The sequence below is a fragment of the Snodgrassella sp. ESL0304 genome (assembly GCF_013344995.1).
GTDB lineage: Bacteria > Pseudomonadota > Gammaproteobacteria > Burkholderiales > Neisseriaceae > Snodgrassella > Snodgrassella alvi.
In genome coordinates this window covers 31,537-47,008 of sequence record NZ_JAAEDR010000002.1, presented here as the reverse complement: position 1 = coordinate 47,008, position 15,472 = coordinate 31,537, and the positions used below count along the sequence as shown (strand labels likewise).

Genomic DNA, 15,472 nt, shown 5'->3' with positions numbered 1-15,472 from the left:
CGCTTGGCACTCACACTTATCGGTAATCTGTTCTGTTAAAGAGCGTTGCTTTCGACTGCGTTCTACTTTAAACTGTGCGTTTGTTTCGTGTCGCGTCATCAGCGAAGAAGGCGAACTATACGCCTCCACTAATCCCCTGTCAACTCCTGCCTGCATTTATTTTTGACTTTCTTCTCATTCAACTGTTTTTCCTGTGTTTATTTTTGGTGCCTTTGACTCAGTTTTGCGGTTTTATTTGACTCCACTATCTGCCGATAGGGATGATGACTTGTTTATAGCCTCTGTTTCCTTTTACTTGTGACTAGATGACTCTTCTTATATTTGTATTTGGCACTTTTATATGTATATGCTCACTTTAAATTATTGTGGACTACTTCGACTCTGGCTTTATTGATTAAACCAAATTTAATTTAGTTATATTTAAGGCTATCGTTTCTATATAGAGTTCCAGTAAAGTTTTTTGTTGTTAAAATATATCAATTAAATAATTAACTTAACTTTTATCTTGTACTTTATGAACTCTATACTCTATAGATGTGTCCTATAGCTATTTTTCTAACTTTAGTCTGCTGCAATTTTTTATATTTTGATTTTGTCGAATTGTATTAGCTAAATTTAGAGATACAGATATATATAAAGATAAAGCGGTTTTTCTGTTACCTTAAATTAATAGTTCTAATATAATTCCGATAATCAGATAATTTTCTATTTTAATTAATCTTATATTTTGTTTTTAAATATTAAGTATAGAATCAAGTCATAATTATATTGTTTTGATAATTGTATATAGGTGTATTAAAGCTTTAAATACGATCTGTTTATGCTTTAACAAGCTTATAAATTGCTCAATCTGACTGATTAACGCAGTCTTATGTTTTAGTGTTAAGTTATATTGCAAATAATAATGGTTTCTATTATCATGCAACGATATGGAAAACCAACGCAAAGTCAATTTTTTTATTGTTATTCTAGTGCTGGGCGTGCATGCTATTTTATTTTGGACAATAGCATTTAATGAACAGCAGATTAAAGTTGATAATAATAATATACAAGCACTGAATTTTGTTGATTTAGGCATAAGCTCGGATATGGCTGGCAAGATTGCTGACGATGTTCCTCAACAACCCGAATCTCAACATCATGTTGTGCATAAACAGACGGTAAAAACACCGCCTAGAAAAGTGCTACCTGAAAAAACTGTGATAAAACCTGTAGCAACTAGCAAAGTACAAAGTCAATTTAAAGTTACTCCACCCAAAGAGGATGAACCGAAGCTGATACCTGCAGTAGCAAAATCATCGCCAATAGCGCCTGCACCTAGCAACAATGTTCCAGATGCTACTTCTGCAAATACTGGCGGAAAATCAGATTCCAAATCTGCAAATGGTAAAAACAGCAGTGATCAGTCTGCTGGTAGCTTAGTTGTGCCAAAAGAATATCAGGGAGGTTATCTGGCTGCATTAAACCCGGATTATCCGTATGACTCTCGGAGTAATGGGGAAGAAGGTGTGGTGGGTATAAAGGTTTATGTAGGTGCAGACGGAAAAGCACTTAATGTCACTATAAGTAAAAGTAGTGGCTATAGCCGTCTTGACCGGGCTGCTAAGCAGGCAATACTGAGATATCGTTTTAAACCAGCTACGCGCGGTGGTATTCCAATCTCTTATAACTATCAGTTTAATGTAAAATTCAAAATATCAGATTGATAAAAAATAACGATAAGTAATGTAATTTTTGTATTTTAAATGATTTAGTTAAATGATTATTAACTTTGAAGGTAATTATTCTTATGGATGGTAATATTGCTTCAATTTATGCTCAAAGCGGTTGGATTTTGCTAACTGTTCTGGCTATTCTTGTCTTGATGAGCATTATAACCTGGATTATTGCTTTGGTTCGATGCTGGAGTTTATGGTGCGCAAGGCGGGATAATCGCATAGCTTTAAATTGCTTTGAGACAGCTGAGAATCTGGTTCAATTGCAACATGAGCTGGCTGAAAACCATTCACCGGTGGCTTTACTGACTCGTGATGCATTACACGCAAGTAAGCTTTATCATGATAAAGCTAATCACTCTTTGGCTGCGGCTATGCCCTTTAACCGCTACCTTACCAGTCAGATTCGTAATAGTATGGAACAGATTATGCGCCACTATGAGAGTGGGCTGACTATATTGGCATCAATAAGTTCAAGTGCTCCATTTATCGGATTATTTGGTACTGTATGGGGTATTTATCATGCTTTAATTAATATTGGCCATAGCGGACAGATGAGTATTGCTGCTGTAGCTGGTCCTATAGGTGAGGCATTAATTTCTACCGCCATAGGTTTATTTGCAGCGATTCCGGCTTTACTGTTTTACAATGGTCTGGTACGCAGCAAGAAAAATTTAAGTCGTGATCTTGATGGTTTTGCTCATGATTTACATGCACAATTATTAAATAATGAGGAATAGTGATGGCATTCGGTCATTTCAGTGATGATGAGGTACATGAATCAGCTGATATTAATGTAACGCCGCTGGTTGATGTAATGCTGGTACTCTTGATTGTCTTTATGATTACGATGCCAGTATTAACTCATTCTATCCCGTTAACTTTACCTACCACTGCTAATCCTACGGAGCAAACAGAACCAAAATCTCCATTACGCTTATCGATTGGTGCTGACGGGCAATATAAATTAGGCGAACAAACACTTTCCCTAACTCAACTAAAAAATGATTTACATCTAAAGGCTCAGGCAGATCCAGAACTAGTACTGGCGATAGCTGCTGATAAACACGTTGCTTATGATCATGTTGCTCAGGTATTAGCCGCTGCTCGGGATGCAGGTTTGGTAAAAGTTGGCTTTGTTACGGAAGATAAATCGTAAATTAAATATCTCAATATAATTCTATTAAATGGACTTTTTGTCGAGGAAAGTCCATTTTTTAATAGATTATTGTTATTGCAATATAATGAATTAAATAATACTACAATAAAATTTGACATCATAATTATATACTTAAACTATTTTTGTATCCGTTTGCGCATATTAAATAATTATTCATAATTACTGATATCAATATAGTTGCGTATATTATTTCTAGTGGGAAGGAATATCATATTACTGAGTGGAGACTATTCATATAATCGATAATAGGCACTAATAAAATATACATGATGTCATTTTTTCCTTAGTCTTTTATCACCGCTCTTTTCTTTTTTATTTGTTTTTAGAAAAGTGCAGAACTGATGATGTCCAATATTTCAAAAAATATATTTATAACCATTCAAACGATTGATTCTCCCTTTTATATTTATAATGAAATTTTCACGATATAAGTATTAATAAAAGCAATATATCAATATTGCTTTCCAGAGTTATGGAATAACAGAGTTTATTATTCAGCAGATTTTTCTGAGGTACTTATTAAAATAACTTGTAAAATTTAGATATTGTTATGTAGTAAATTTCATGTAAAAATTTTCTAGATTATTAAATAATCCATCTATTAAATATCTGTATCTGGATTTCTATCTTTAAATGTAAAACAGGTAGATTAATTGTTGATTATCTACCTGTTGTATTTCGCCTGATCTAACGAATAATGCCACGTGTTGATTGTGCAAAAAATTCTTTAAACACATGTAACTCAGGTGCTGAATCTGCTTCAGCAATAATTCTGGCTTTAGCATCAGCATAAGCCAATCCCTGGCGGTAAAGAATTTTATACAGACGTTTGATGTTGGCAATTTGTTCTGATGTAAATTGGTGCCGGCGTAAACCTTCAGTGTTAAGTCCGGCTGGCTCGGCACGATAACCGGCAGCCATAACATACGGAGGTACATCTTTATGCACACCGGCAGCAAAAGCTGTCATAGCATAATCGCCAATTTGACAAAATTGATGTACAAGTGAGAAGCCGCCCAGTATTACGTAGTCACCGATAACAACGTGTCCTGCAAGCGATGCATTGTTGGCAAAAACTGTATGATTGCCGACAACACAGTCATGAGCCAAATGAACATAAGCCATTATCCAGTTATCATCACCTATACGAGTTTCACCAATGCCGGTAACGGTACCCGTATTGAAGGTGGTAAATTCACGGATGGTGTTATGGTTACCAATAATAAGTCTTGTTGGTTCCCCATGGTATTTTTTATCTTGTGGGATTGCTCCCAGTGAAGCAAACTGAAAAATTCGATTGCCTTCACCAATAGTAGTGTGCCCGTCAATAACAACATGCGGTCCGATATCGGTATTAGCTCCAATCTGCACGTTTGCACCGATTATGGTATAGGCTCCCACAGATACGCTACTATCGAGTTCTGCTTTGGGATCAATAATGGCTGTGGGATGAATCTGCGTCATGTATATTTCCTGCTGTCGTGGTTAACGACTAGTTTAATCATAGATGATTAATATTTTTAGTGATGTATTTTTTATTTTTCTACCTTGCGTTTGGCACACATGATTTCAGCTTCTGCCGCAACCTGATTATCTACTAAAGCAACAGCCTTGAATTTACCGATATCACGTTTGTTTGCCAATAATTTAACTTCGAATTTCAGCTGATCGCCGGGAACAACCTGACGCTTGAAACGGGCATTATCGATGCCTACAAAAAAATAAATTTCATCATCGTCACGACCACCATGACTTAAAATAGCCAGTGTTCCACATGCCTGTGCCATAGCTTCAATAATCAACACACCAGGCATAACCGGAAAATCAGGAAAATGACCAAGAAAAAAGGGTTCATTAGCTGTGACATTTTTAATTGCACTCAAAGTCATGGCTTCACTGTCGTAAGCGATAACACGATCAATCAGTAAAAACGGATAACGATGAGGTAATAATTTCTGCAGGGTACGAATATCTAAAGGTAAAGACCAATCCATTGCTTTAATCCTGTTGGTTTGATGAATTGCCGTTTAATTCGGCTAATTGATGTTCCAAGGCTTTTATTTTTTGATTCATTTCATGTAAGTGACGAATATGGGCAGCATTTTTTACCCAGTCACTATGTTTTTGTAACGGAAAAATAGAAGCATAGTATCCGCTTTCCTTAATACTGTGGCTGACAGCTGTAGCGGCACCAATCGTTGTTTTTGGCGGAATGTGTAAATGACCACCAATCATTGCTGCACCGCCGATAACGGAATAAGCGCCAACTTCTGTACTACCGGCAATGCCTGTACAGGCTACAATAGCTACATGAGCACCGATTTTGCCGTTATGGCCAATCATCACCTGATTATCAATTTTGGCATCATTTTCTATGATGGTGTTTTCAATTGCTCCGCGGTCAATTGTGGTGTTGGCTCCAATTTCGACATCATCGCCAAGAATCACGCAACCGGTCTGAACAATTTTAAACCATTCATTTTTCTGTTTGTCCCATGCAAAACCGAACCCATCAGCACCAATAACACATCCCGAATGCAGTTCTACCCGGTTACCCAGTATACAACCATGATAAATGGTTACATTAGCATGAATAACACAGTCATTACCCACCGTACAATCATCTTCAATAACAGCGCCAGCCAGAATGCGTGTGTTTTCACCAATGATACAGCGCTCGCCAATAACAACATGAGCACCAATTTCGCAACTGGCTGCAATTTTTGCAGATGGTGCAACTACTGCACTGGGATGGATAGATGCTTTAGCCTGAATGCGAGGATGAAACAAACGGGCAACTTGGGCAAAGTAGAGATAAGGATCATCAGTAACAATCAGTGTACGATCAGTTAAAACTTCGGCAGATTTTTCGGTAACAATCAGTACCCCGGCCTTACTGGCCAATGCTTCTGCACGCAAACGCGGATTACTGAGAAAGCTGATATCGTTTGCTTGCGCCTGTTGTAATGAAGTAATTCTGGTAACAATGACATCACTGCCACGCAATTGTCCGCCCAGCTGTTCAACTAAAGCGGTAGCGGTTATCTGGTTTACAGCCATATTTCTGCCTTACTGTTTTTGTGCATTTAATGCTTTAATAACAGCATCAGTGATATCAAATTTACTGTTAACAAATATGGCATCTTGTATGATCAAATCATATCCTTCTTTTCGTGCCATTTCGATAATAACTTTATTGGCATTTTGCTGAAGTGAGGCAAATTCTTCATTACGACGCAGGTTGTAATCTTCTGCCAGTTTTGCAGCTGCTTCTTTATATTGTTCATCCATTTGCAGCATTTGTTTTATTTTTGCTTCACGCTCGGCCGCCGGAACTTTCCCTGATTCAATTGCTTCTTTTAGTTTCAGCCCTTCAGCTTGCATGGCTTGCAGTTTTTTCTGTAACGGCGCAAATTCTTTATCAAGATCTTTCTGAATAGACTGAGCCTGAACAGATTGCTGATAAACACGGCTGGTATCAATAAAGCCGAGCTTTTGTATACTTTCTGCCCATGCAAAAGAGCAGGAAAGTACAGCAGCAAATGTTAAAACAATTTTTTTAAACATAAATTTGTCCTTATCTAGCTGCGATTAGAACGTAGTTCCCAACTGGAACTGGAAGCGTTGTATTTGATCTTCCGATTTTTTATGAATTGGATAAGCATAACTGAATTTCAGTGGTCCCATAGGTGACAACCAGGTAACGGCTAAACCAGCAGAATAGCGTACTTCGTTACCAATACTTGATTTATGTGTTTTGGAGCCGCCATAAGGATTTTTTTCATCATAATAGTTATAAGTTTTGTTATCCCACACACTACCGGCATCTGCAAACATGCTGAGGCGGACAGTATGCTGATCTTTAATGCCCGGAAACGGAAACAGCAGTTCTGCAGTTGCAGTAGCAATATAATTACCACCATAACTGCTGGAATCACTACTATATGAACCGTCACTGTATCGGTTAAAGTATTTCGGACCAAGTGTACCAGACTCATAACCACGTACTGAACCTAAACCACCGCCATTAAAAGCATACATAAATGGCAAATCCTTGGTTTTTCCATAGCCATCCGCATAACCAAGCTGTCCATATAGCATAAGGGTAAAGTTTTTATTTATCGGGAAATACCAGCGCTGGTCATGACTAATGCTGTAATATTGTAAATCGCCGCCGGGTAAACCACTGTTAATATTAGCATTCATTATGTAGCCGCGAGTAGGCCATAATGAACTGTCTGTGGTATTACGACCCCAGCCGACAGTACCTTTTAATATCCAGTTATCCTTACCATATTTCTGAACAAATTCAGCATAACGCTGCGGCGCATATTCGCCATACAAATTAACGGCCAGATGCTCTGCACCAAGACTGAAATTAACTCGGTCATACTCGGTAATCGGTACGCCCATGGTCATTGCTGCACCAATGGTCGTGGTTTTATAGTCCATTGAGTTACTGTCTGATTTGCTGGGGTTATAACCACGATAGTACAGGTTATACCCCAGACTGACACCATCAGGAGTGAAATACGGATCTGTAAAGGAAAGAGCCGCAACCTGATTAACCTTGGAGCGGGATAGTTGCAGACTAGCCGATTTACCAGTACCAAACAAATTATCCTGTGCAACACCTGCTGACAGCAGCAAACCGTCATCCTGCGCCCAACCGGCACCAACATTAATAGAACCGGTTGATCTCTCTTTGACACTCATATCCAGATCAACCTGATCTGGTGTACCTGCTACAGGCTTAACATCTACTTGAGCATTATCAAAATAGCCTAATTGCTGAACACGCTCTTTGGAACGGTTAATTTTCGATACATCATAGGGAGCGCGTTCCATTTGCCGCAATTCACGCCGTAGTACCTCATCACGGGTTTTGTTGTTACCTGTAATATTGATCTGATTAACATAGACTTTACGATCAGGAACGACGTTTAGTACAAAATCGACAACATGTGTATTTTCATTGGGTACAGGGCGAACATCTACCTGACAGAAAGCATAACCTGAGCTACCCATTTTGTCCTGAATTGCTCTGATGATATTAATCATCTGTGAGCGGTTGTACCATCTTCCCGGTTTGATTTTAACCAGTTGCTGTAATGATTCTGCGGGTACTTCACGGGTATCACCGCCAACAGTTACATTACCCCAGCGATAGCGTTCGCCTTCATTTACTGTGATGTTAATCATCTGAGCAGTTTTATCTTCACTGCTGTTTACTTTAACATCAGCAATACGGAAATTCAGATACCCATGATCCTGATAATAATTATTGATTTTATCCAGATCCTGCTGTAACTGGGTATCTGAATAACGATCATCCCTGGTTAACCAGCTTGTCCAGCTTTTCTGGCTTAATGACATCTGTTTACGCAAAGTATGGGCAGAATAGTGTTTATTACCACTAAAATTAATTGATTTGATGGTTGTCGTTGCACCTTCATCTATTTTCAGCTCAAGTGCAACACGATTACGTTCCAGCCTAGTAACCTTGGGAGTAATTTTTACCGCATTTTTACCACGCTGGCGATAGGCGTCCTGCAAGCCTACTATTGCCTGCTCTAATATAGCCGGATTAAATACGCGTGATTGCCCCAGACCAAAACCACTCAGGTTTTTCTTAATATCATTATTATTGATGGATTTACCGCCGGTAACATCAAAGCTGCTGATAATTGGCCGTTCCACTACAGTTAACAGGACCTGATTACCCATGGTTTCAACCCGTACATCATCAAAAAAACCTGTTGCATACAGTTTTTTGATAATCTCTTCACCCTCCGTATCGGTAAAAGTATCACCGATTTTAACCGGAAGGTAACTGAAAACAGTTGTGGGAGCTGTACGCTGTAAACCCTCTACCCGAATGTCTTTTATGGTAAACGGTTCGACTGCTAAAGCCAGTGAAGACAGGCCCAGAGCCATTAAACTGACAGTAATCTGTTTTAATTTCATCATTCATCCAAACAAACGGGTAATATCATTGAAGAAAGCCACCAGCATTAACATTAACATGGCAGCAATACCAAAACGCAACCCCATTTCCTGTATACGCAAACTCAGGGGTCTGCCACGAATCCACTCGATGGCATAATACAGTAAATGCCCCCCGTCTAATACGGGAACGGGTAATAAATTGAGTACGCCAAGACTTACGCTAACCAGAGCTAGAAATTCTGTATAACTTTGCCAGCCCATAGCAGCAGTTTTGCCAGCCACATCTGCAATAGTCAATGGACCGGAAAGATAATGCAGCGATGCCTGACCAGTAAGTAATTTAGCAAACATGGAAAGAGTAAGTGTAATGTAATCCCACGTACGTTGCATAGCCAATCGTGCGGATTCAAAAAAACCGGGCTGATAATGCTGGCGAATCTGGGCATCCCATGTTTTATCACGCATGGCACCTACACCAACCTGACCAATTATTGCTCCTTTTTCAAGCACTGATTCCGGTCGCAGGCTAGTTTGCAGAATCTGTCCGTTTCGCTGATAACTAATGTCAAGTTTTGCACCGGCACTGGCCCGGATACTGTCTACCCAATCCTGCCAGCCAGTAAGTTTGCGTCCGTTAATGGTCAATAAAATATCACCTGTACGCAGACCAGCTTTAGCTGCGACACTATCCGGTATAACCATACCTATCTGATTAACGACTTTGAAAGGTGCAATACCCAGATAACCGGTTTTGGCAACATTAGCAGCAGCATCGGTACCGGCAATATTCAGTTGCCGCTGCTGCGGTTGTCCGGCTGCATTGATAACATCAACCTGAACTTTGCCGCTATCCAGATTAAGCATAATTTTAGCCTGAGCATCCGTCCAGTCTGTGACAGCCTGTCCGTTAACACTATTGATACGGTCGCCTTGCTGAAAACCTGCATCAGCAGCTACTGTAGCTGGCTCAACCATACCCACCCAGGGGCGAATTTGAGTAATACCGCCTATGCTGAAACTTGCTGCATACAGCAGTACAGCTAATATCAGGTTCGTCAACGGACCGGCAACAACGATTGCAATACGTTTAAGAGGATGCTGCTTATCAAAAGCATAAGGTAAATCTGCTTCACTGACATCTCCTTCACGGGTATCAACCATTTTGACATACCCCCCGAGAGGGATGGGTGCCAGACACCATTCGATATTGCCGCGTTTTAAACAAAAAAATGGTTTACCAAAACCAATACTAAAACGCAGTACTTTAACACCACACCAGCGAGCCACAACCAGATGGCCTAATTCGTGCAAGCTTACCAGCAGTAAAATTGCTACAATAAAAGCAAATATGGTTAATAACATGGTTTATCCTGTTCTCATCCGGCAGACCGGCCAGCTATCCATGCACTTGCTACACTACGCACCCGTGTATCAAGTTGCAAGAGTTCTTCTATAGAAGACGCAGTTTGCCCGCTAAAATATTGCAGACAGTTATCAACTACTGACGCTATATCAACAAACTGAACGTTTCTGTCCAGAAAGGCAGCTACGGCAACTTCATTAGCTGCATTCAGCACACATGAACTGGCCGGATTATTGCTGTGTAATACATCATAAGCCAGTTTCAGGCATGGAAAACGTACGAAATCCGGTGCCAAAAAGTGTAAACCACTTAAACTGGTAAAATCCAGCTGTTCAACCCCTGAATCAATTCTGTCTGGTAAGCCCAGACAATGTGCAATCGGAATACGCATATCCGGTTTACCCATTTGAGCCAGTACAGAACCATCTCGGTAACGAACCATGCTGTGTATCACGCTTTGCGGATGAATAATCACTTCCAGCTGTTCAGCAGCAGCATTAAATAACCAGTGAGCCTCAATTAACTCAAGGCCCTTATTCATCATACTAGCTGAATCAACAGAAATTTTGCGACCCATCTGCCAGTTTGGATGGCGTATTGCAGCCTCAGGGGTAATAGCCGCAAAATCTGCCAGTGCAGTATGCAGAAAAGGACCACCTGATGCCGTTAAAACCAGCGATGCTACGCCAGCATGCTCCAAATTTCCCTGATAATTATCAGGTAATGCCTGAAAAATAGCATTATGCTCACTATCTACAGGTAACAGCCGTGCACCGTACTGCTGAACAGTCTGCATAAATAAGGCACCGGCGACTACCAGGGTTTCTTTATTTGCCAGATAAATAGTCTTACCGGCTTTCGCTGCTGCTAACGTAGGTCTTAAGCCGGCGGCACCGACAATAGCAGCCATGACAGCATCAGTTTCACTATCCTGTGCAACATCGCACAGAGCCTGTTCTCCAAATAAAACCTCTGTAGTAACAGCAGCAGTCTGTAATTGTACTCGCAGAACATCCGCCTGCGCAGCGGTAGCAACCACAGCGTAAACTGGATGATAACGAATACACAGTTCTGCCAGACGATCAATTTTCTGGTGTGCGGTTAACGCAAAAACAGAAAACCGTTCAGGATGGCGCCCAATAACATCAAGAGTACTCTGACCAATGCTGCCAGTCGCTCCCAGAATAGTTATAGAAGTAGGATTATAACCACTCATCAAAAAATCACTTTACACTAAAACAGGCTATCAAGGCGGCATAAACACTTAGTACAGCAATCAGGGAATCTATCCGATCAAATACACCACCATGTCCGGGTAAAAGCTGGCTGCTGTCTTTTACACCACCGGCACGCTTTAACCAGCTTTCCAGCAAATCACCGCAGATACTGACTGCAGTCAGAACAAAAGCCAGACACAAGGTTTGCCACCAAGGCAGAATAAAGGGTAACCAGCCTTGCTGTTGCAGGATAATTGTATAGATAGCAACGCAAATAACCGCACCAATAGCACCTTCCCAGCTTTTATTCGGACTGATAGTTGGAGCCAGTTTACGTTTACCCACAGCCCTTCCGACAAAATAGGCAGCAATATCGGCAATCCACACTAATGCCATGATCGATAAAAGAGCACCGGCAGCTTTAGTATCCGGCCGCAAAGAAATTAATGCCTGCCAGAAGGGCACCATTAATAGCCAGCCAATCATGACACCAGACAAGTTGGCTCTGATCTTCCATTTAAATTTTAACCAGACTGGTACGATAATCAGCCAGAACAGCAAAACCATTATCTGTGCCCAGAGTGGTAATGCCGTCTGCTGATAATAAAAATAAAGACATCCACCGCCTACTGCGCTGACCAGCAGATAGAGGGCATTCTGTATGTTAGTGAAATGGGCAATACGGGCATATTCCCATAAAGCCAGTAAGGCAATCAGACCGCTAAATGCAGCCCATAAACTGTTGTTAGCCCCGAACAACATACCTATCATTAAGGGCAGTAAAACCAGAGCAGTAAGAATACGTTGTTTGAGCATAAATAAATTTAGAGTCGCTGTTGGGTAAGTGGCAACTGCTCCGAGGTTCTGCCAAACCGTCTCTCCCGTTCCTGATAGGAACGTACAGCATTAGCCAGCTGAGATTCATCAAAATCCGGCCACAGAACTGGCGTAAAATATAACTCGGTATAAGCCAGTTGCCATAGAAGAAAATTACTGATACGGGTTTCGCCGCCTGTACGGATAAATAAATCCGGTTCGGAAGCATAACCAAGTGACAGATATGGCAGGATGCTGGTTTCAGTCAGTTTGGTATCTCCGGCCTGAATAGCCTGATTAACCGCCTGCAAAATATCCCAGCGACCACCATAATCAGCAGCTATAGTCAGAGTTAGCCCGGTATTGGCTGCTGTCAATGCTTCTGCTTCTTCAATCCCGTGTACGATTTCTGCTGCAAAACGGCTGCGATCACCAATGACACGCAGACGCAGATTATTTTTATGCAATTTTTGTACCCGTTTTTGCAATGACTGCAAAAACAGCCCCATCAGAAAATTAACTTCGTCCATAGGACGACGCCAGTTTTCAGTAGAAAAAGCAAAGACTGTCAGATACTCCACACCCATACGTGCGCAGTTTGCTGTCATTTCTTCCAGCATTTCCAGCCCTTTTTTATGCCCCATAATCCGTGGCATCAGACGTTTTTTAGCCCAACGTCCGTTACCGTCCATAATAACGGCAATATGCCTCGGGATTTCGGTATGTTCGGGCACACTCTGAGTACTACTAGTAATCAAAATACATCCTTTACTGCAATTATATAGTTCAGATTGCCATCAGATCGGCTTCTTTAGTTGCCAGCATCTTATCAATTTCAGCAATGTATTTATCAGTAAGCTTCTGAATACCTTCTTCACCGCGACGAACTTCGTCTTCACTGATTTCTTTGTCTTTATGCAGACGTTTGAGGTCATTATTGGCATCACGTCGTATATTACGCACGACTACCCGACCATCTTCAGCTTCACCACGGACTACTTTAATCAGATCTTTGCGTCGCTCTTCGGTAAGCATTGGCATGGGTACACGAATCAGATCACCCATTGCAGCCGGATTCAGGCCAAGATTTGAGTTACGAATAGCCTTTTCGATAACAGCAGCCATTTTACTTTCATAGGGTTTCACCCCGATGGTACGGGCATCCAGCAAGGTTACACTGGCAACCTGACTAACAGATACCATGCTTCCGTAATATTCTACCTCAACCTGATCTAGTAAACCGGTATGAGCGCGCCCTGTACGAACTTTAGACAGATTATCGCGCAATACATCCAGTGATTTCTGCATTTTGGTTTCAGCAGTGCGTTGAATTTCGTTAATCATGAATATTCCTGTCTGGCCTGACAGCATTTATTTCAATTTTCTCAAATTTTTGCTGTCAGAAAATGGCAAACGCGCATACTAACGCAGTTATACGCGTCACCACAAGTTTAGTTAAGCAGTCTGATGTTTATACATGGACTAATGTACCTTCATCTTCACCCCAGATAACCCGTTTAAGTGCTCCCGGTTTGAAGATGCCGAATACCACAATATTCAGTTTCTGTTCACGGCATAAAGCAAATGCCGTGGCATCCATTACTTTCAGATTCTGGCTAATTGCCTCATCAAAAGTAATTTGCTGATAACGTTTGGCCTCAGGGTTGGTTTTAGGATCAGCAGTATAAACCCCATCAACATTGGTTGCCTTTAACATAATATCACAATTCATTTCTACTCCACGTAAACTTGCTGCGGTATCTGTAGTAAAAAACGGATTGCCGGTTCCTGCTGCAAAAATCACCACTTTACCCTCTTCCAGATACTGGATCGCTTTCGGGCGTGCATAAGTTTCTGCTACCTGCTGCATACTCAGTGCTGACTGCACTCTGGCTTTAACCTGCTGACTTTCAAATGCTTCTTTCAGAGCCAGTGCATTCATCACCGTAGCCATCATGCCCATGTAATCGGCGGTAGCACGTTCCATGCCTTTGGCTGATTGCGCCATTCCGCGAAAAATGTTACCGCCGCCAATAACAATAGCCACTTCTACACCCATATCGACCACTTCTTTAACCTGTGCAGTGATTTGCATAATGGTATCGCGATTGATACCAAAAGCATCCGGCCCCATCAGGGACTCTCCGGATAATTTCAATAATACACGTTTGTATTTTGCTGGTTTGGTCATGATCATTCTTTCTGTCAGTTTGCCATTAGATGTTTAACAGCGATCGATAAATTTAAAAAAATGGGAACTTTTATTTCAGCTATCTCAACCTGAGTAAACAGATAACTCAAAAAAAAGCACCCTGATTCAGGAGCCTGAATCCAGAGTGCCCGTGGCATAAACAGCCTTATACTTTAGAAGCAGCGGCTACTTCAGCAGCATAATCCACTTCTTTTTTCTCAATACCTTCACCAACATGGAATGCAACAAAACGGCTTACTTCAGCATTTTGTTCTTTCAGGAATTTTTCCACAGTCTGGTCAGGATTAATAACGAACTGCTGACCCAGCAGAGTTACTTCAGCCAGGAATTTCTGTACCCGGCCTTCAACCATTTTTTCAATGATATTTGCCGGTTTGCCGGAAGCTGCAGCCTGCTCTTCATAAATGTGGCGTTCTTTTGCCACAATTTCCGGGTTCACTTCAGCAGCAGAAACGCATTGTGGTTTGGATGCAGCAATGTGCATGGCTACCTGACGGATAGCTTGTGCATCGCCACCTTTGTGTTCTACCAGTACACCGATTTTAGTACCGTGCATATAGGTTACTAAACTGTTATCAGTTTCAATTCGTTCAAACCGTCGTACAGTGATATTTTCACCCAGCTTAGCAATAACAGCTTTACGAGCTTCTTCAACAGTAACGCCATCATCTGTTTTGGCTTCAGCCAATGCTTCCAGTGTAGCAGGGTTGTGCACGGCAACAGCTTTAGCCACAGCCTGAGCAAATGCCATAAAGCTGGCATCTTTGGCAACGAAATCTGTTTCACAGTTAATTTCAGCAACTGCACCTACTTTGCCATCCACGTATTCAGCAACTACACCTTCTGCTGCAGTACGGCCAGCCAGCTTACCAGCTTTGGCACCGGATTTAATGCGCAGAATTTCTTCGGCTTTTTCCATATTACCTTCGGCTTCTACCAAAGCTTTTTTGCATTCCATCATGCCCAAACCGGTAGCAGCACGCAAATCACCTACCATTTTTGCAGTAATTGCAGCCATGT

15 protein-coding genes are annotated in these 15,472 nt (G+C 41.2%); 3 read left to right on the top strand and 12 right to left on the bottom strand.

Translation table 11 applies throughout. The features are described 5' to 3' along the window. Positions 1-929: 929 nt before the first annotated feature. The 3 genes from GYX91_RS00280 (at position 930) to GYX91_RS00270 (ending at position 2,874) form a co-directional block, all read left to right on the top strand. Positions 930-1,706: an energy transducer TonB gene (locus tag GYX91_RS00280; RefSeq protein ID WP_174829661.1), complete on the top strand. Its 777-nt coding sequence runs from the start codon at positions 930-932 to the stop codon at positions 1,704-1,706. A gap of 83 nt (positions 1,707-1,789) precedes the next feature. Next, on the top strand, positions 1,790-2,455 hold the full coding sequence (locus GYX91_RS00275; RefSeq protein WP_174829660.1) for a MotA/TolQ/ExbB proton channel family protein: 666 nt from the start codon (positions 1,790-1,792) through the stop codon (positions 2,453-2,455). 2 nt (positions 2,456-2,457) lie between these two features. Continuing rightward, positions 2,458-2,874, top strand: coding sequence for a biopolymer transporter ExbD (locus tag GYX91_RS00270; protein WP_025329707.1), 417 nt, complete (start codon positions 2,458-2,460; stop codon positions 2,872-2,874). Between the two features lie 708 nt (positions 2,875-3,582). On the opposite strand, the gene lpxA is transcribed toward GYX91_RS00270, so the two are convergent. The 12 genes from lpxA to tsf form a co-directional block, all read right to left on the bottom strand. Beyond that, a complete protein-coding gene (gene lpxA, locus GYX91_RS00265; RefSeq protein ID WP_037392385.1) occupies positions 3,583-4,359 on the bottom strand; it encodes an acyl-ACP--UDP-N-acetylglucosamine O-acyltransferase in 777 nt (258 codons plus the stop codon). A 71-nt stretch (positions 4,360-4,430) separates the two neighbouring features. After that, complete coding sequence (fabZ, locus tag GYX91_RS00260) at positions 4,431-4,889, bottom strand: 3-hydroxyacyl-ACP dehydratase FabZ (RefSeq protein WP_025329705.1); 459 nt, start codon at positions 4,887-4,889, stop codon at positions 4,431-4,433. Between the two features lie 4 nt (positions 4,890-4,893). Continuing rightward, positions 4,894-5,955, bottom strand: a complete 1,062-nt coding sequence (gene lpxD / locus GYX91_RS00255) for a UDP-3-O-(3-hydroxymyristoyl)glucosamine N-acyltransferase (protein WP_174829659.1) — start codon at positions 5,953-5,955, stop codon at positions 4,894-4,896. A gap of 9 nt (positions 5,956-5,964) precedes the next feature. Then, a complete protein-coding gene (locus GYX91_RS00250) occupies positions 5,965-6,462 on the bottom strand; it encodes an OmpH family outer membrane protein (RefSeq protein WP_084550540.1) in 498 nt (165 codons plus the stop codon). A gap of 24 nt (positions 6,463-6,486) precedes the next feature. Beyond that, positions 6,487-8,862: an outer membrane protein assembly factor BamA gene (bamA, locus tag GYX91_RS00245; RefSeq protein WP_174829663.1), complete on the bottom strand. Its 2,376-nt coding sequence runs from the start codon at positions 8,860-8,862 to the stop codon at positions 6,487-6,489. Between the two features lie 3 nt (positions 8,863-8,865). Further along, entirely contained in the window at positions 8,866-10,206 is a 1,341-nt protein-coding gene (gene rseP, locus GYX91_RS00240; protein ID WP_078474544.1) for an RIP metalloprotease RseP, read from the bottom strand. A gap of 14 nt (positions 10,207-10,220) precedes the next feature. Next, on the bottom strand, positions 10,221-11,423 hold the full coding sequence (gene ispC / locus GYX91_RS00235) for a 1-deoxy-D-xylulose-5-phosphate reductoisomerase (RefSeq protein ID WP_078474545.1): 1,203 nt from the start codon (positions 11,421-11,423) through the stop codon (positions 10,221-10,223). A 7-nt stretch (positions 11,424-11,430) separates the two neighbouring features. Continuing rightward, positions 11,431-12,240 carry a phosphatidate cytidylyltransferase gene (locus GYX91_RS00230; protein WP_078474546.1) on the bottom strand — a complete coding sequence of 270 codons (810 nt, stop codon included), beginning with the start codon at positions 12,238-12,240 and terminating at the stop codon, positions 11,431-11,433. An 8-nt stretch (positions 12,241-12,248) separates the two neighbouring features. Beyond that, on the bottom strand, positions 12,249-12,995 hold the full coding sequence (locus GYX91_RS00225) for an isoprenyl transferase (protein ID WP_078474567.1): 747 nt from the start codon (positions 12,993-12,995) through the stop codon (positions 12,249-12,251). A 31-nt stretch (positions 12,996-13,026) separates the two neighbouring features. Beyond that, a complete protein-coding gene (gene frr, locus GYX91_RS00220) occupies positions 13,027-13,584 on the bottom strand; it encodes a ribosome recycling factor (protein ID WP_025329697.1) in 558 nt (185 codons plus the stop codon). 127 nt (positions 13,585-13,711) lie between these two features. Then, positions 13,712-14,431, bottom strand: a complete 720-nt coding sequence (pyrH, locus tag GYX91_RS00215; RefSeq protein WP_025329696.1) for a UMP kinase — start codon at positions 14,429-14,431, stop codon at positions 13,712-13,714. A 166-nt stretch (positions 14,432-14,597) separates the two neighbouring features. Continuing rightward, positions 14,598-15,470, bottom strand: a complete 873-nt coding sequence (gene tsf, locus GYX91_RS00210) for a translation elongation factor Ts (RefSeq protein WP_078474547.1) — start codon at positions 15,468-15,470, stop codon at positions 14,598-14,600. Between the last annotated feature and the right edge of the window lie 2 nt (positions 15,471-15,472).